The organism is Cupriavidus sp. C2SS-8b, assembly GCF_057073745.1.
This window is the reverse complement of record NZ_CP172717.1, coordinates 197,565-214,592: the sequence shown is the minus strand read 5'-3', so window position 1 is coordinate 214,592 and position 17,028 is coordinate 197,565. Positions and strand designations below refer to the sequence as shown.

Below are 17,028 nucleotides of genomic sequence, written 5' to 3'. Positions count from 1 at the left end.
CGGGACGGCTTCCAGGCGCCGTGTCGCTTCAGCGCGTGCGCAGGCGCAGCAGCGTCGTCAGCAGGGTGTCCAGCACGATCGGCTTGGACACGTGGGCGTCAAAGCCGGCCTGGAGCGCGGCGTCGATGTCCCGCTGTTGCCCGTAGCCGCTGAGCGCGACGGCGGTCAGGTTTTCCAGGCCCGAGAGCTGGCGTGCGGCACGCAGGAGTTCGAAGCCATCCATGCCGGGCATGCCAAGATCGGACAGCAGCAGGTCCGGCGCGCTGGACGCCATCTCCCTGAGCGCGGTCTCGGCGTCCGTGGCGACCTGCACCACCGCGCCTTCCGATTCGAGCAGCATTCGGAACGTTTCCACCGTCGGCCCATCGTCGTCCACGAGCATGACGCGCATGCCGCGCAGCAACGAGGGCGTCCCCGGCGCCTCGCCGTCGTCGTGCCGCTCGCCCGACCCGGCCGGCAATTCGACCGTGAAGCTGGCGCCGCGGCCGAAGCCGGCCGAGTCCGCGCTGACCGTGCCGCCATGCAGCGTCACCAGTTCCTTGACGAGCGACAGCCCGATGCCAAGACCGGGTTGCCGCCCGCGCGGACCGCCGCCCTGGTGGAACATGTCGAAGATATGGGGCAATGCCTGCTGGTCGATGCCATGGCCGCTGTCCCGGACAACCAGCTTTGCGTGATCGCCCTGGTTCTCCAGCTTGACGTCGATCCGGTCGCCGTCCCGCGTGAACTTGAGCGCATTGCTGATCAGGTTCCAGACCACCTGCTCGATGCGCGTGACATCGGCATTGATCCACACCGGCGTCTCGGCCAGTTCGCAGTGCAGCGTCAGGTTCTTGCGCGAAGCGTCCTCGGACACGGCATCGCAGACACGCTGCACGACCTCGCGCCAGTCCAGCGGCTCGCGCGTGAGCGAGAGCTTGCCGGTACGCACGCGCGACATATCGAGCAGGTCGTCGATGATCTGCGCCTGGTTCTGCACCGTACGGCGGATGGTCGCCGTCGCGCGCGCGATCATCGGATTGCGGCGTGCCTCGCTCGAGCGCGAGATCAGCTCGCTGCTCGCGCTGATCAGGTTCAGCGGGTGCTTGAGTTCGTGCGACACCACCGCCAGGAATTCGTCGCGCCGCACCTGGTCTTCGTCGTGCCGCCATGACGACTCATTGCGCGGGGCGCCCTGCGGCAAGGCCTCGTCGAGGTCGCGCGCGATCTTGGCGTAGCCGCTGATCCCGCCGCTTTCGAGCCGCGACAGCACGCCGCTGGAACGGAAGCGCGTGCCGTCCTTGCGCATGTGCCAGCGGTCTTCCTCGACCCGCCCGTATTTGCGGGCCTGGGTCATCTCCTCGGCCGGCACGCGTTCTTCGCGGTCTTCGGGCGTGTACAAGACGTCGGACGACCGGCCCAGCATCTCGGCCTCGTCGTAGCCGAAGATGCGCTGCGCGCCGACGTTCCAGCTGGTGACGCGGCCTTCGTCGTCGAACGTGATGATGGCGTAGTCGCGCGTGCCTTCGGCAACGATGCGCATGCGCCGCTCGCCCTCGCGCAGGCGCTCTTCCGCTGCCCGGCGCGACGTGATGTCGATGAACGACAGCACGGCGCCGTCAATGCGGTCCTCGGTGGTCCGGTAGGGCAGCAGCCGCGCCAGGTACCAGCGGCCGTCGCTGCTGCGCACCTCGCGCTCGATCAGCCGCAGCGAGTCGAAGGCTTCAGCGGCATCGTCCGACAGCTTGTCATACTCGAGCCGGTGCGTGATGTCGAGCAATGACCGGCCGATATCGGACGGGATGATGCTGAACACGTCCGTCGCCCGCGGCGTATACCGCTTGATGCGGATATTCCGGTCCACGAAGATCGTGCCGATGTCGTTGGCCGTGATCAGGTTCTGCAGGTCGTCGTTGATCTTGCTGGTTTCTTCGACCTTCGACTTGAGCTCGGCGTTGACGGTGGTCAGTTCTTCATTGATCGATTGCAGCTCTTCCTTGCTGGTCTCGAGCTCTTCGGTGGCCGAGCGCAGTTCCTCGTTGATGGCCTGCAATTCCTCGTTCGATGCCTTGAGTTCCTCGGTCGAGGTCTCCGACTGCTCGATGGTGGCCTGCAGCTGCTCCTTGGTGCGCTGCAGCTCGCTTTCGAGCTGGCTGACCACCGGGTCGCGCAGCGGCTTCGACGCCGCGGCATCCGCCTCGGCCATGCTGTCCTCGACTTCGTCGAACAGGATCAGCACGAAGTCCGCGTTGGCTTCGACGTCGTGGACGGGCCGCGCAATCATGTTCACGAAAAAGCGCCGGCCATCGCGCTCGAGCTGAACGCGGCGCGCTTCCACGCTGTGGTTGGCTTGCAGGGCCTGGAAGATCGCGGTGCGCAGTTCGAGCCGCAATTCCGGCCGCACCGCCGCGATGATGTTGTGCGACGGCTCGCCGCCGGCATATTGCAGGAAGCGTCCGGCGCGGTCCGACAGGTGGACGATGTCCGACTCGCGGCTGACCAGTACGCTCGGCGGTGCATGTTGCTCGATCACGCGCTGGTGCAGGTCGCCGAACGAGAACTTGCGGCGCCCCGTATGGGGCGTGATCATCATCGGCAAGGTCGAGGCCATGGTCGTGGGCGCCTGCGGCATGGGCGCATCGGCGCGCACCGCCACGTTGGCGCGGTAGATCCTGGCCTTCTTGTCGACCACGCTGAACAGGTTCGCAACGCTGTCCGCCGCCTCCGAGCCTCCCAGGAACAGGTAGCCGCCCGGGCGCAGCGCAAAGTGGAAGGTGCGCAGCACCTCCAGCTGGGCCTCGCGATCGAGGTAGATCAGCATGTTGCGGCAACACACCATGTCGAGCCGCGAGAATGGGGGATCGCGCAGCACGTTGTGCAGCGCGAACAGTACATGCTCGCGCAGCTCTTTCTTGACACGGTAATGCCCGGCATCGCGCGTCAGGAACTGGCGCATGCGGCCGGCGTCCACATCGGCCGCGATCGACTCCGGATACAGCCCCATGCGCGCCTGTGCGATGGCCCGTTCATCGATGTCGGTGGCGAAGACCTGGTACGGCACGGCTTCGGCCGTGTCGCCGGTTGCCTCCTGCAGGATCATGGCGAGCGTGTAGGCCTCCTCGCCGGTGGCACAACCCGCGCTCCAGACACGGATCGGATCGCCCTCGGCCCGGCGGGTCTCGATGATCTGCGGCAGCACTTCCGTGCGCAGCGCGTCGAAGGACTCGCGGTCGCGGAAGAAATTGGTCACGCTGATCAGCATGTCCTGCAACAGCAGCGGCGTTTCGTCCGGGTGGGCGTGCAGGAAGTCGCGGTACTCGGACAGCTCCCCGAGCCCGTTCACCTGCATGCGCCGCTCGATGCGGCGCAGGACGGTGGCGCGCTTGTACTGGCGGAAGTCATGCGAGGTGCGCGTGCGCAGGATCACCATGATCTCGCGCAGGATGTGCTCGGTATCGGCTGCGACCGCGACACTGTCCGCGTCGGTATCCGCGGGCAGGCGGATGCGGGTGGCGTTGGTCCACAGTTCCATGAGCTTCTGCGGCATCTCCGGCACCGGCAGGATGATGTCGACCTGCCCGGTGTTGACCGCGGCGCGCGGCATGCTGGAAAACGCCGCTTCCTCAGGCTGCTGCGCGATCACGATACCGCCCAGCTCCTTCACACGGGTGATGCCGACCGAGCCGTCCGCGCCCGCGCCGGACAGCACGATGGCCGCGGCCCGTTCGCGATGCGCCTCCGCCAGCGAACGGAAGAACAGATCGATGGCCGCGCGGCGGCGGTCGAGCGAGCCCCCCGATTCGACGCTCAAGTAGCCGTCCACCATCGACAGCGTCATCGACGGCGCAATCACATAGATCTGGTTGGCCTCGATATTCGTGGTGCCCGTGACCTGCGTCACCGGCATGGCGGCGACCGCGCCGATCACGGCAGAGAGGTTGCTCGCGTGGTCGGGGGCAAGATGCACCACCACCACATAAGCCGCGCCGGTACGCCCGGGCAAGGCTTCAAAGAATGTCTTGAGCGCCTCGATGCCGCCGGCCGACGCACCGATGCCGACCACAGGAAAAGAGAGTTGGCTGGGGAGCGATTTCACTCGGGATGGAGCCATCGTGGTGCGCAAATTTGCTGATCTGAGGGGAAGAAGGAAATATTACTACGCAACGCCCTTGCCAGCGCGCCCAAATGGGGTAATAGCCGCCCGCCAGTGCCGGCAGCGCGACGTGGCGCGCAGGCGACTCGCACCACGCCCGCTACGGGTCAGGCATGGCCCATCGTGTTGCGCATCCGATATCCGCTCCGTCATGGCTCATCGCATGACGGACCTCCGTGAACCACCGCGCCGGCAACATCGCGTGTCACGGATCTTGCGTGGGACTCACCACATCCACCCGCTCCCGCGATCCCGCATAGCGCCCGGCGCACGCCGGACCGGCCGCGCAACGCGCAGGGCCTCTCCCGGCCATGACCGGCCGGCAAGGACAGGTATGGCCCACCATTCCGTCACCAATTCCGACCACCATCCGCTCCCTCTTTCCGGACACCGCGACAGCAAGGGCGAACCACCGGTGCCGCTGGCCCGCCTGTTCGCGCAGGCCGCCACGCCACTTCCCGAGCTTGACGATGCCGGCTTTGCCGGCTGGATCGACCACTATGCCAATGCACGCGTGGTGCTGCTGGGCGAAGCGTCGCACGGCACGGCCGAGTTCTACCGTGCGCGTACCCGGCTGACCCAACGGCTCATTAGCGAACATGGATTCACTGTCGTTGCCGTCGAGGCCGACTGGCCCGACGCCGCGGCCATCGACCGCTACGTGCGCCACCGCAGTGCGCCCCCCGCGTCCGCCGGTCCCAACTTCTCGCGCTTTCCCACCTGGATGTGGCGGAACACCGAAGTCGCCGCCCTGGTCGACTGGATGCGCGACTTCAATGTTCAGCGCAATCCCGCGGAGCGCGCCGGCTTCTTCGGGCTCGACATCTATAGCCTGTCCGCGTCGATGGCGGCGGTGCTGGCCTACCTCGAGCGCGTGGACCCCGCGGAAGCCGCACTCGCGCGCCGCCGCTATGCGTGCCTGGTGCCGTGGCAAAGCCAGCCCGCGCGCTACGGCCACGCCGTACTGTCGGCGACGGCCTCGGACTGCGAGGACGAGGTCATTGCCCAGTTGCGCGCGCTGCTCGAAAAGCGCATCGAGTACGCGCTCGAGGACCACGACGCGTTCTTCGAAGCCGCCCAGAACGCCCGCCTGGTCGCGTCCGCGGAACAGTACTACCGCGCCATGTACCAGGCGTCGGAGGCCAGCTGGAACCTGCGCGACACCCACATGCATGACACGCTGACGCGTTTGCTGGAGGCCTGGGGGCCCGGCTGCCGCGCGGTGGTTTGGGCGCACAACTCCCACATCGGCGATGCCTCGGCCACGACGATGGGGACCGAACACAACCAGCTGAACCTGGGCCAGCTGTGCCGTCGCTCCATGGGCAGCCGGGCCGCGCTGATCGGCCTCGATACCTACACCGGCACGGTGGCGGCGGCCTCGACGTGGGATGGGCCGATGCAGGTCAAGAAGGTGCTGCCCGCGCGGGCCGACAGCTACGAGTACGTGGCCCATGCGGCCGGCCTGCCGCGCGCCTTCGTAGACTTGCGCGACGGCGTGGCGGGCGCCGCCGCCGCGCTGCGCGACGCGCTGCTCGAGCCACTGCGCGAACGCTTCATCGGCGTGATCTACCAGCCCGAGACCGAACTGCACAGCCACTACATGCACGCGGTACTGCCGTACCAGTTCGACGGATGGCTCTGGCTGGACACGACCACGGCCGTGCGCCCGCTGGCGGCGCCACCGGCCGCGCAGACGGCCGGCGATATGCCGGACACCTACCCGTTCGGTCTGTGAAACCGCGTTGGCGGCGTCATTACCGACCGTTGTAGATTCTGCCGCGCGCCGGTCGATGCGCAATGCCGGCACCCGCATCGCGGCGCGCTCCGGCGATGCGTAGCAGGCGGGCACGCAGGTTGCTCCAGGATGGCACCTGCAACCGTTCGGAGACTGCAATGGATCCCAATCTCACCTCGAACCAAGGCGCTGCCATCGTGGGCGGCGGCGTCGGCGAAGGCCCCGGCCCGGAGATCATGGCGGCATCGACGCTGGACGACACCAAGGTCTATTCCTCGGACGACCAGCACGTCGGCGAAATCAAGGAGATCATGATCGACGTGCCGCGCGGTCGCGTGGCGTACGCGGTGCTCACCACCGGCGGGTTCCTCGGCATGGGCGATACGCTGCATGCGATTCCGTGGAGCGCGCTGGTCATGGACACGGACGCCAAATGCTTCCGCCTGGGCATGACCGCCGACCGCATCAAGAACGCACCCGGGTTCAACAAGGACAGCTGGCCGCGCATGGCCGACCAGCAGTGGGCCACCGACGTGCATCGCTACTATGAGCGCGAGCCGTACTGGATGGGCAATACCCCGCTCCTGTAAGACCTGAAGCCGGAACGCCGGGCGCTTCGCCCGGCATCCGGGCGGCACGAAGCTTGCACAAGGATCGCATCCCGCCTGAGTGCACTACAGGAGCCTGCCGTGACCGCTACCCGCTTTCCAGGACATCTCGCCGCCGTCCTGGCGTTTGCCGTTGTCATTCCCGCCCACGCCGCACCGTCTGCTTCCGACACCGAATTCATGAAGAAGGCCGCGCAGGCCGGCACCATGGAGATCGAGGCCAGCAAGATGGCGCAGCAGCAGGCCAGTGACAGCGCCGTCAAGGACTTCGCCGCGCGGATGGTGAAGGATCACCAGGCCGCGGCCGATGAACTCAAGCAGCTCGCCAGCCGCAAGAAGGTGGCGCTGCCCGCGACACCGGACGCCGCTGACCGCGCCACGCTGGATGCGCTCAAGGGGCTCAACGGCGCCGCCTTCGACCGCCGCTATGCGGACTCGGTCGGGGTGCAAGCGCATATGCAGGCCGTGGACCTCTTCCGCCAGGCCTCGCAGTCCGCCAGCGATAGCGACGTCAAGTCCTTCGCGAGCAAGACGCTGCCGACGCTGGAGCACCACCTCGACATGGCGCGCAACCTCGCGGCCAAGAACAAATGAATCAATGAACGAATGAGATCGTAGTGCGCGCGCCCCGTTGCCCGGGCGCGCGCCAGTTGCCGCATCAAGGCGCGGGACACTTCCCGGCGTGCGCGCGGCTAGTGCACGGATTCCGTCCCCGTGCATGCATCGCTGAGCCCCTCGATCAGCAGTACAGATTCGTTCTGCAGCGCAAGCCGGACGCCTGCCGCGATCGCCGCGCTCCGGCAGGCGAAGGTCTCGGTCTTCGTCTTGCCCTCGGCCGTCATGGCCACCGCCCAGATCATGCCCGTGAGCGGGATCACCTTTACGACACCGTCCGTCATCATTCGCCTCCTGAGATCAAAGCGTCCCCAGCCTGGCCGGCGGGACGTGATGCGGCGCGTCCATGAACGGATGCTGCGGCCACTGCACCGGCTTCTGAAGCAACCTCCATTGAGCAGGGTCCATGCCACCGCTGGCCGGATATGGCACGCGGTGCATGGCGGCCGAACACCCTCTCGTTGCGGCTGCGCGCAGGATTGGTGGGAAGGCCCTGAAAAAATTACTGCGGCAAGGGGCGCCGTGCCGCAGGCAGGAGGCCGCGCGCGGGAAGACCGTATCGGCTCAGACTTGCGGGTTCTGCCGGTTTTCGACTTGGGTTTCGCTCTGCGCGTAGGCACGCCAGGCGCCGATCGTCCAGCGGGTCCAGTGTTCGGGCGAGAACGCCATTTCGTCATACCCGGGCAAGCGGTTGCAGAGGACATCGCGCATGTCCGGGTCCGCCATGAAAGTGGTGCGGACGCGGTGGATCGCAAAGACACGCCCGAGCAGCACCAGTCCCGTAACGGCCAGCGCGATGCACCAATACTCCAGCGAACTCATGCTGTCTCCCTCACAAGTTCTCAGCCGCCAATGTCCCGCTCCAGTTGTCGGCAGCGCGACGATAGGGACGTGGCGATCCGGACAGTCAGCCTGTGCTGCTGTGGCTTACCATGACCGGCCGGGCCGCGTGGTGCTCATGCGGACCTCCATCGCGGCCAGGGCCCGTTCCAGGCTGGCCAGCGCCTGGGTAGCCTTGAGGGACTCGGCCGCATCGGTCAATCGGGCCGCACGCTGCTGTTGCAAGCTGATCTCGGCCTTCAGCTCGTTCATATAACGATCCAGAATGACAAGTTCTCGAAATCTTCCTGGCGTCATGGTGGTATCCGGTATTTGCAACGGTTGATTGCATGCTATGAAAATCCAAGGCGCTCGTCAGTGGTTGCTTCCTGTTCGAAACGGGGAAGTTCCGGACAGGAGGGGGGATGCTATTTCGACATAAGCTTGAGACATGCCCGGTGCTGGTCGCCGGGCGTCGATTCCCGATGGTTGCCCGCTCGAAGGAGTGGGCTTTTTTTTGGGAGAATTGCGGGGATGGCGTGCGTGGCAGGCGCGGCGCCGGCGTAGCCGCGCTGCGTGCACGCAGTGAAGACCGGGGGAAGGGAAGAGAAGACTCGGGAAGCACCAGCGTCTGCGTCGTTGATGACGTCCCGCCTGCCGACTAGGGAGCCGCGTAGCAGCCGAAGGCGATGATGCGATAACGCGCGCGGTGTCGGGCCACGGACAGGTTCGGGGCTGGTTCAATCATTGTTGGAGAGCCTGCAGGCGGACGCGCACCATGCGGCAGGCAGCCGGGCACGCTCTGAAGCGAATACCCGTACAACACCCTCAGCACACTACGATCAATATTCGCCCGTTAGGGCAAGCGACGCGTTTTTTGGTTACTTTTTGTCGCTCGGACAAAAAGTGACTCGCCGGCTACGCCGGCGAAACAGCGGCGCCTGCCAAGAACGATGATCCGCAATTCACTGGACTGATGTCGGCTTTGGCGCCTGCCAATGCCGACATGGAATCCCCTACCCCTACCCCTTAACAATCACCCGCCCACTCTGCGAATTCCCCTTCTGCGCCGCCGCCGCAGCCGCGGCGGCACTGGCCACCTGCCGCTCCACAGCACCCACAGCCTGCTTGGTCGACTCCTGCATCGACTCATACAGCGAAACGCCCGAAGCCATGGCGGCTTGCCAGGCATTCAGCGGGCCTTGCGAGCCATTCGGCGAACCCTGCGCGAGCTTGTCGAAGATTTCCTGCCAGGTGCGCTTATTGGCCTCGAATTGCGCAGTCGCCACCTTCTGGAATTCCTCACGCGTGTTGGCCGCGATTTCCTGGACCTGCTGGAAATACGCCCGTGCCTTCTCGGCCGCAGGCTCTACCGCGGTGGCCTGCACGGCGAACAATTCCTGCGGATTCCTGGCGCTGAACGCCTGGCGCACGGCTTCCTGGCTGTCGACGATCGACCCCTTCATGGTCTGCATGCTCAGCTCGGTGAGCTTCTGGCACGCTTCCAGGGTCTTTGTCGTCATGCCAAATACGATATCCATGGCTGCCGCCTGGGCTGCGTACACGGGCTGCAGATTCACTTCTGGCATGGTGCTCTCCTTGGGGTAAGTCCCCGCATCCACGCAGGGACTGATTGACGAAAGGCCGGTGCCGCTCGGCGCTTACGCCGTGGGAAGAACGAGCCTAGTGAAATTACGCTCGAAGAGAAAGCGGGCAGCACGGTCCGGAAGCCATGTGTTATGGACAGCACCAGATCGGCCCACGCGGTTGACTTTTAACCTGGCCCGGAACCCCGCCGGGCATTCCCGGCACATCCATCCGCTATATTTCGACGGACAGCACCACCGCGCCCCCGTGGGTTAGTGCCGTGATCGCCGCACCCCGCTAAGATGGCGGCTCGTCCCTATACGCCCATCCCAATGAGAATCCGCATCGGCGAAGAGATCACCTTCCGCAAGCTTGAAGCGCTGCTGGCGTTCATGGAATCGGGCAACCTGGCCAAGGCGGCCGAGATCCTGGAAACCAGCACAGTCAGCGTGCATCGCGCCCTGCATTCGCTTGAGGAAGGCACAAGCTGCGCGCTGTTCCGGCATGAAGGCCGCAACCTGATCCCGACCGATGCGGCCCATGTGCTGGCCGATACCGCACGTGAAGTGATCAAGACCATGGCCGACGGCATCCGCGCCACGCGCGAGGCCGCCGGGTACCTGGCGGACCATCTCAAGATCGGCTCGCTGTACTCCCTGACGGCACAGACCGTGCCGCGAATCGTCATCGATCTCAAGGCGCGCCGCCCGGAACTGCAGACCGAACTCGTACTGGGCTCGAACACCGATCTGCTGCAGAGGCTCAAGCAAGGCTCGATCGACGCCACCCTGATGGCCACGCCCGAGCCGGACCCCGAGATCGAATCCATCCCGCTGTTCGAGGACGACATCTTCTTCGCGGCGCCGGCCGACTCGCCCTACGCCGCGATGCCGGCCGTGGACCTGCGCACCTGCCGCGACGAACCTTTCGTCTCGCTGAGCGAAGGCTTCGCCACCTCTCGCGGCTTTGTCGAAGCCTTCCGGATCGCCAGTTTCCAGCCGAGCCTGGTCATGAAGGTCGGCGATATCTTCTCGCTGATGAACCTGGTCGGCGGCGGTGTCGGCTACACGCTGCTGCCAGGCCGCGTGAAGGGCGTGGCCCCGCGCAATGTGGCCTTCGTGCCGCTTGCCGCCGACTACGACAATATCCGCCAGACCATCAGCCTGAGCTTCCTGCGCCGGCGCGAGCGCGATCCCAACCTGCTGGCGCTGGCCGCGGTCTGCCGCATGGCCATGCGGCAAGGACAGTAAGGCGCGTTCGCTTTCGCCAAGCGTAACGATCCTGCCGCCCGCGTGATTGTTCCGGGGTCTGCCCCTGTTTATGGTTGACACCATCAGACAGACCACGCCGGAGACACGATGACCAGCACCCCACCCGGGCGTCAGTGGAACACCCGCAGAGAAGCCAAGGCGCGGCGCAAGCAGCAAGGCGCCGCCATCGCGCAGGGCAAGCGCATTCCGACCGGCGATATCGTGCCCTTCCTGGAGGCAGTGCTGCTTCCGGGCGATCGCGTGGTGGTCGAAGGCAATAACCAGAAGCAGGCGGATTTCCTGTCCCGCTCGCTGGCGCAGGTCAGCGCTGAGCGCGTGAACGGCCTGCACATGATCATCCCCAGCGTCAGCCGCGTGGAGCACCTGGACCTGTTCGAGCGCGGCATCGCGCGCAAGCTCGACTTCTCGTATGCGGGGGCGCAGAGCATCCGGATCTCGCAGTTCCTGGAAGATGGCCTGCTCGAGGTCGGCGCCATCCACACCTATATCGAGCTGTACGCACGCCTGTATGTGGACCTGGTGCCCAATGTCGTGCTGATCGCCGGCTACAAGGCCGACCGCGACGGCAACCTGTACACCGGGCCGAGCACGGAAGATACGCCCGCGCTGGTGGAAGCGGCTGCGTTCCGCGACGGCCTGGTGATCGCGCAGGTCAACGAGATCGTCGACGATCCGGCCGACCTGCCGCGCGTGGATGTGCCGGGTTCCTGGGTCGACTACGTGGTGCAGGCCGACCAGCCGTTCTTCTGCGAGCCGCTGTTCACGCGCGACCCCCGCCTGATCAAGCCCGTGCACGTGCTGATGGCGATGATGGCGATCCGCGGCATCTACGAGCGCCACCAGGTGCAGTCGCTGAACCACGGCATCGGCTTCAACACGGCAGCGATCGAGCTGATCCTGCCGACCTACGGCGAATCGCTGGGGCTGAAGGGCAAGATCTGCAAGTACTGGACGCTGAACCCGCACCCGACGCTGATCCCCGCGATCGAAACCGGCTGGGTCGAGGGCGTGCACAGCTTCGGCAGCGAACTCGGCATGGAGCCGTACGTGGCGGCGCGGCCCGACATCTTCTTCACCGGCGCGGACGGCTCGATGCGCTCGAACCGCGCGCTCTGCCAGCTCGCGGGCCAGTACGCGGTGGACCTGTTCATCGGCTCGACGCTGCAGATCGACGGCGACGGGCATTCGTCCACGGTGACGCGCGGCCGGCTGTCCGGCTTTGGCGGCGCGCCCAATATGGGCCACAACCCCGGCGGCCGCCGCCACCCGACGCCCGCGTGGCTTGACCTGATCGAGACCGACGACCCGCTCGCACGCGGCCGCAAGCTGGTGGTGCAGATGGTCGAGACCTTCCAGGCCGGCGGCAAGCCGACCTTCGTCGAATCGATGGACGCCGTGGACGTCGCGCGCGAAAGCGGCATGCCGCTGGCCCCCGTCATGATCTACGGCGACGACGTCACGCACGTGCTGACCGAGGAAGGCATCGCCTACCTCTACAAGGCGCAATCGCTGGAAGAGCGGCGCCGGATGATCGCCGCCGTGGCCGGTGTGACGCCGATCGGCATGAAGCACGATCCCGCCCAGACGCGCCGCATGCGCAGCGATGGCCTGATCGCGCTGCCCGAGGATCTTGGCGTGCAGCGCAGCCAGGCCACGCGCAGCCTGCTGGCTGCGAAGAGCATGGCCGACCTGGTCGAATGGTCCGGCGGCCTGTACACGCCGCCGGCACGCTTCCGGAGCTGGTGATGGGCGGCGCAGCGGCAAGAATCCTGTGGGTTGCAGACGCAGCCCCCGCCATCGCTGGCCCATCCGCACAGGCGCAGCGGCTGGCCGATCTGGCGGTTGACGCCATCATCGAAGAAGCCCGCCTGTCGCCCAAGCCCGGACTCGTCGACAGCCGCGGCAGCGGCGCGCATGCCGACCTGACGCTGGCGCTGATGCTGCGCTCGGCGCAGGCGCTGGGCCCGTCGTTCGCCGCCATGGCAACAGCTGGCCAGCGTGCGGCGCGCGTCGGCTACGGACTGCGCGAACGGCTCGGCGCACTCGGGCGCGAAGCCGAAGCGGCCATGCTGGCGGCCACCGGCGGCGTCAACACACATCGCGGCGCGATCTGGTGCATCGGCCTGCTGGTCGGTGCGGCAGCACAAGTTGCAACCGCCGGCGAGCGATCCAGTGCCCGCGCCGTGAGCCATGCGGCTGGCGCCATCGCGCGTCTGGCTGACCGGCATCGCCCAGCTGTTACCGGCAACAAGGGCGAGCTGACGTGCCTTGCGTATGGCGTGGGCGGCGCCCGGGCGCAGGCGCGCGCGGGCTTTCCGCATGTCATGCGGCGTGCGTTGCCGGCCCTGCAGCACAGCCGTGCACGTGGCGACAGCGAATCGGCTGCCCGGCTCAATGCCTTGCTCGCGCTGATGAGCGGGCTGGACGATACCTGCGTGCTGGCCCGCACGGGCCGCTCGGGGCTCGCCTATATGCAGGCCGGCGCGCAAGCGGTGCTGGCGGCGGGCGGCACCGGCACGGTCGCGGGACGGCGCCTGCTGCGCGAACTCGACGCCGGCATGCTGGCCCGGCGCGCATCGCCGGGCGGCGCGGCGGACCTGCTCGCCGCGACGATCTTCCTCGACCGGCTCGACTGCGGCATCGCGCAAATTTAGGAGACCTCCATGGAACAACTGCGATTTGAATTTCCGGCGGGAGCGCCTGCCGCAACCCGCGCGCTCGTCGGCGTGGTGGGCTCGGGCGATCTCGAAGTGCTGGTCGAACCCGGCACCGGTGGCGTCACCACCGTTGAGATCACCACCTCCGTCAACGGCTACGCCCGCGTCTGGGACGCGCAGCTCGCACGCGTGTTCGCGGCGCAGCCGCGCGCGTCCATGCAGATCCGCATCCATGACTTTGGCGCTACGCCGGGCGTGGTCGGCATGCGTCTGGCCGAGGCCTTTGAAGCGCTCGATGCGCACGGACCGCAAGGACAACAGGAGCGCCCATGAGCACGCCGACCCGCACCGCATCGCTGCTGAACCGGGACAGCTTCATCGAACTGGGCGCGCGCGAACGGGCCCGCACGCTGCTGGACGCCGGCACCTTCCGCGAGTTAGCCGGGCCATTCGACGGCCTGCAGTCGCCGTGGCTGGCGCGCCAGGGCATCGTGCCGCAAAGCGATGACGGCGTGATCGTGGCGAAAGGACAGATCGACGGACAGCCCGTGGTGGTGCTGGCCATCGAGGGCGCGTTCCAGGGCGGCAGCCTTGGCGAAGTCGGCGGCGCCAAGCTTGCCGGCGCGCTGGAACTTGCCGCCGAGGACAACCGCCGTGGCGTGCCGACGCGCGCCGTGCTGCTGCTCGAAACGGGCGGCGTGCGGCTGCAGGAAGCCAATTTGGGACTGGCTGCCATTGCCGACATCCACGCGGCCATAGTCGACCTGCGCCGCTACCAGCCGGTGGTCGGCGTGATTGCCGGACAAGTCGGATGCTTCGGCGGCATGTCAATTGCTGCCGGGCTGTGCACGTCGCTGGTGATGACGCAGGACGGCCGCCTGGGCCTGAACGGCCCGGCCGTGATCGAACAGGAAGCCGGCATCGCCGAATACGACTCGCGCGACCGGCCGTTCATCTGGAGTTTCACAGGCGGCGCCCAACGCGTGGCCACAGGCTTCGCCGACGTGTATGTCGCGGATGACTGCGCCGCCCTGCGCGAAGCCGTCGCCAGCGAACTGCGCTTGCCGGCCTCGGCCACGCCGCGCAGCGAGCGCTACCGCGAAGCGCTGGCCGTGCTGCAGGACTATGACGCCGGTGTCCAGCCAACACCGGCCGAAGTGCAGCGCCTTTTTGGCCGTTTCCATCGGGAGTCCGAGGCATGAACGCCACCGTCCAAACCCTGCCAGAGCATGACGTCAGCCGCGGCGCGCACTGGTTGCGCGCGCTGGCGCCGGCTGCGTCGTACCGCGAAGGCTTTCCACACTCCGTGACGGTCGCCGATGGCGAACTGGCCGGCACGCTGGTCCGCTGGATTGCCGTGGTGCCCGATGCGCAAAGCCGCTTTCCGCGCGCGCGCAACGGCGAAGTCGGGCTGGTCGAGGGCTGGTCGCTGGCCCAGGCCGTACTTGAAGTGGTGGAAGCGGACCGCGATGCCGCGGTCAAGCGCGCCATCGTCGCGGTCGTGGACACGCCGAGCCAGGCTTATGGCAGGCGCGAGGAAGCACTGGGCATCCACCAGTCGCTGGCCGCCGCCGCTGCTGCGTATGCGCAGGCGCGCCTCGCTGGCCATCCCGTGTTGGCGCTGATTGTCGGCAAGGCTATGTCCGGTGCGTTCCTGGCCCACGGCTATCAGGCCAACCGCATCATTGCGCTGCGCGATAGTGGCGTGCTGGTGCATGCGATGGGCAAGGACGCCGCGGCACGCATCACCATGCGTACGGTCGAGGACCTGGAAGCGCTGGCCGCCACCGTGCCGCCCATGGCCTATGACATCGGCAACTTCGCCACGCTGGGCATCCTGTGGCGGCTGATCGACGTGGCATCGGCCGATGCACCGGAACCGGCCGACATCCACCTTGCGCGCGACACAATCCTGGCGGCGCTCGCGGATATCCGGCGCGACAGCACGCCCGACCTCTCCGGCCGGCGCAATGGCGAAAACCGCCAGGCTTCACAGCAGGTGCGGGATTGCCTGCGCCGGCAATGGCAAGCGTGACCACGACCCGCCCGGCGCCGCACGACCTGCTATGGCTGGCCGACCCGCGGCGCAGCCTGGCGGGCGTTGCCTTGCCGGATTGGGCCTCGCTGGCCACGCTGGCCGCCGCGCCGGTGGTGGTGCGGCGCGACACGTGCCGCCCCGATGCCATTCCGGTCGGCCTGCGCGGCGCAACGCGTGCCGAGCGTTTCGGCACGTGGATTGCCCGCGCCGATGTAGCGCGCGTAGTCACGCCTGCAGACATCGCAGCTTCGCGCGCATGGCGGCGCCCTGAACTCAGGGCACTCGCGGCCATCCGCACGCTCGATGCGGCCGCCGATGCGCTCGATGCGCGGAACATTCGCTGGGGCGTAGGCGGTAGCGCGGGCTTCACGCTCGCCAGCGGCATCAACGTCCTGCATGCGGATAGCGACCTCGACTTGCTGGTCTATGCGGACCATCCACTGCCGCAGGCCGATACTGGCCTGCTGGCCGCGCTGCAGGATGCGGGTCCGGCACGGATCGACATCCAGGTCGACACCCCGCAAGGCGGCTTCTCGCTCCTCGAATGGCGGCGCAATCGCGGCAGGGTCCTGCTGAAAACCGCGCGGGGACCGAGGCTGTGCGCCGACCCGTGGCAGCCCGTGCCATGAGCGTGCTACTGACCTTTCCGGGCCAGGGCTCACAGCGGGCCGGGATGCTCGCGGACCTTCCGGACCATCCGGCTATCAGCCATGTGCTCGCGGAAGCGGCCGATGTCCTGCAAGTCCCCACGGCCGAGATGGACACGCCGGCACGCCTGCGCTCGACGATCTGGGTGCAGCTCTGCCTGCTCACGTCTGGCGTAGCCATGGCGCGATGCCTGGCGGAAGAAGGCGGACACCCCGACGCTGTCGCCGGGCTCTCGATCGGTGCCTATGCAGCCGCCGTCACCGCCGGCGTGCTGTCGTTTGCCGATGCCTTGCGGCTGGTCCGGCTGCGCGGCGAACGCATGGAGCAGGCCTATCCGCATGGATACGGCATGACGGCAATCCTGGGGATGGACCGCGCACGGCTCGGACCGCTGGTGGCACAGGTCCACGGGCCGCAAAGCCCGGTTTATCTCGCGAATTTCAACGCGCCTGCGCAGATCGTGATCGCCGGCAGCATCGCGGCCATGGAGGCGGTATCGGCACTGGCGCTTGCAGCTGGCGCGCAGGCGGCCAAGCCAGTTGCCATCCACGTCCCCTCGCATTGCGCGTTGCTCGATGATGCAGCGGCGGGGCTGGCGAAGGCCATGGCGTCCGTTGCCGTGTCGCCGCCGCGCCTGCGCTACTTCAGCGCAAGCCTCGCGCGCGAACTGCGCGATCCGCGCCGCATCGCCGACGACCTGGCGCGCAACATGGCCATTCCCGTGCGCTGGCACGAGACCATGCTGCTGGCCTATGCCAACGGCATGCGCGTGGTGGTCGAAGCGCCGCCGGGAGATGTGCTGACGCGGCTGGGTCAGCCTGTGTTTGCGGATGGCATCGTCATGGCCGCAGACCGGGCGCGCGTGGATACGCTGGCCGCGATCATGCGGCGCGCGCGGCAGATGGACTGAAACCG

General features: G+C 67.2%; 16 protein-coding genes. 11 read left to right on the top strand and 5 right to left on the bottom strand.

What is annotated here, in order from left to right; all coding sequences use genetic code 11:
* Positions 1-28: 28 nt before the first annotated feature.
* Positions 29-4,090: a CheR family methyltransferase gene (locus ACIGJB_RS17965; RefSeq protein ID WP_483733662.1), complete on the bottom strand. Its 4,062-nt coding sequence runs from the start codon at positions 4,088-4,090 to the stop codon at positions 29-31.
* A gap of 376 nt (positions 4,091-4,466) precedes the next feature.
* On the opposite strand from ACIGJB_RS17965, the gene ACIGJB_RS17960 reads away from it, so the two are divergent.
* The 3 genes from ACIGJB_RS17960 to ACIGJB_RS17950 all read left to right on the top strand — a co-directional run bounded on the left by ACIGJB_RS17960 (position 4,467) and on the right by ACIGJB_RS17950 (position 7,072).
* Positions 4,467-5,870 (top strand): erythromycin esterase family protein, encoded by a 1,404-nt coding sequence (locus tag ACIGJB_RS17960; protein ID WP_483733661.1) that lies wholly within the window; start codon positions 4,467-4,469, stop codon positions 5,868-5,870.
* A gap of 158 nt (positions 5,871-6,028) precedes the next feature.
* On the top strand, positions 6,029-6,460 hold the full coding sequence (locus ACIGJB_RS17955) for a PRC-barrel domain-containing protein (RefSeq protein WP_483733660.1): 432 nt from the start codon (positions 6,029-6,031) through the stop codon (positions 6,458-6,460).
* A gap of 99 nt (positions 6,461-6,559) precedes the next feature.
* Positions 6,560-7,072 carry a DUF4142 domain-containing protein gene (locus ACIGJB_RS17950; RefSeq protein WP_483733659.1) on the top strand — a complete coding sequence of 171 codons (513 nt, stop codon included), beginning with the start codon at positions 6,560-6,562 and terminating at the stop codon, positions 7,070-7,072.
* A 98-nt stretch (positions 7,073-7,170) separates the two neighbouring features.
* On the opposite strand, the gene ACIGJB_RS17945 is transcribed toward ACIGJB_RS17950, so the two are convergent.
* From ACIGJB_RS17945 to ACIGJB_RS17930, 4 genes are all read right to left on the bottom strand, one after another.
* Entirely contained in the window at positions 7,171-7,380 is a 210-nt protein-coding gene (locus tag ACIGJB_RS17945; RefSeq protein WP_483733658.1) for a hypothetical protein, read from the bottom strand.
* 277 nt (positions 7,381-7,657) lie between these two features.
* The gene (locus tag ACIGJB_RS17940) at positions 7,658-7,915 is read right to left on the bottom strand and encodes a hypothetical protein (RefSeq protein WP_483733657.1); all 258 of its coding nucleotides are present in this window, start codon (positions 7,913-7,915) and stop codon (positions 7,658-7,660) included.
* Positions 7,916-8,020: 105 nt separating this feature from the next.
* Positions 8,021-8,185: a hypothetical protein gene (locus tag ACIGJB_RS17935; protein ID WP_483733656.1), complete on the bottom strand. Its 165-nt coding sequence runs from the start codon at positions 8,183-8,185 to the stop codon at positions 8,021-8,023.
* A 749-nt stretch (positions 8,186-8,934) separates the two neighbouring features.
* A complete protein-coding gene (locus tag ACIGJB_RS17930) occupies positions 8,935-9,501 on the bottom strand; it encodes a phasin family protein (RefSeq protein WP_483733655.1) in 567 nt (188 codons plus the stop codon).
* A 330-nt stretch (positions 9,502-9,831) separates the two neighbouring features.
* Here ACIGJB_RS17930 and ACIGJB_RS17925 point away from each other — a divergent pair, with 330 nt between their 5' ends.
* The 8 genes from ACIGJB_RS17925 (at position 9,832) to mdcH (ending at position 17,023) form a co-directional block, all read left to right on the top strand.
* Positions 9,832-10,749 carry a LysR family transcriptional regulator gene (locus tag ACIGJB_RS17925; protein WP_483733654.1) on the top strand — a complete coding sequence of 306 codons (918 nt, stop codon included), beginning with the start codon at positions 9,832-9,834 and terminating at the stop codon, positions 10,747-10,749.
* A gap of 108 nt (positions 10,750-10,857) precedes the next feature.
* The gene (mdcA, locus tag ACIGJB_RS17920) at positions 10,858-12,516 is read left to right on the top strand and encodes a malonate decarboxylase subunit alpha (protein WP_483733653.1); all 1,659 of its coding nucleotides are present in this window, start codon (positions 10,858-10,860) and stop codon (positions 12,514-12,516) included.
* Positions 12,516-13,424 carry a triphosphoribosyl-dephospho-CoA synthase gene (locus ACIGJB_RS17915; RefSeq protein ID WP_483733652.1) on the top strand — a complete coding sequence of 303 codons (909 nt, stop codon included), beginning with the start codon at positions 12,516-12,518 and terminating at the stop codon, positions 13,422-13,424. The genes mdcA and ACIGJB_RS17915 overlap by 1 nt, the downstream gene beginning before the upstream one ends.
* Before the next feature lie 9 nt (positions 13,425-13,433).
* On the top strand, positions 13,434-13,760 hold the full coding sequence (locus tag ACIGJB_RS17910; RefSeq protein ID WP_483733651.1) for a malonate decarboxylase subunit delta: 327 nt from the start codon (positions 13,434-13,436) through the stop codon (positions 13,758-13,760).
* The gene (locus tag ACIGJB_RS17905; protein WP_483733650.1) at positions 13,757-14,629 is read left to right on the top strand and encodes a biotin-independent malonate decarboxylase subunit beta; all 873 of its coding nucleotides are present in this window, start codon (positions 13,757-13,759) and stop codon (positions 14,627-14,629) included. Before ACIGJB_RS17910 ends, ACIGJB_RS17905 begins: the two co-directional genes overlap by 4 nt.
* Positions 14,626-15,462 (top strand): biotin-independent malonate decarboxylase subunit gamma, encoded by an 837-nt coding sequence (gene mdcE, locus ACIGJB_RS17900; protein ID WP_483733649.1) that lies wholly within the window; start codon positions 14,626-14,628, stop codon positions 15,460-15,462. Before ACIGJB_RS17905 ends, mdcE begins: the two co-directional genes overlap by 4 nt.
* Positions 15,450-16,094 (top strand): malonate decarboxylase holo-ACP synthase, encoded by a 645-nt coding sequence (locus tag ACIGJB_RS17895; RefSeq protein ID WP_483733648.1) that lies wholly within the window; start codon positions 15,450-15,452, stop codon positions 16,092-16,094. Before mdcE ends, ACIGJB_RS17895 begins: the two co-directional genes overlap by 13 nt.
* A complete protein-coding gene (mdcH, locus tag ACIGJB_RS17890; protein ID WP_483733647.1) occupies positions 16,091-17,023 on the top strand; it encodes a malonate decarboxylase subunit epsilon in 933 nt (310 codons plus the stop codon). Before ACIGJB_RS17895 ends, mdcH begins: the two co-directional genes overlap by 4 nt.
* Positions 17,024-17,028 lie beyond the last annotated feature (5 nt).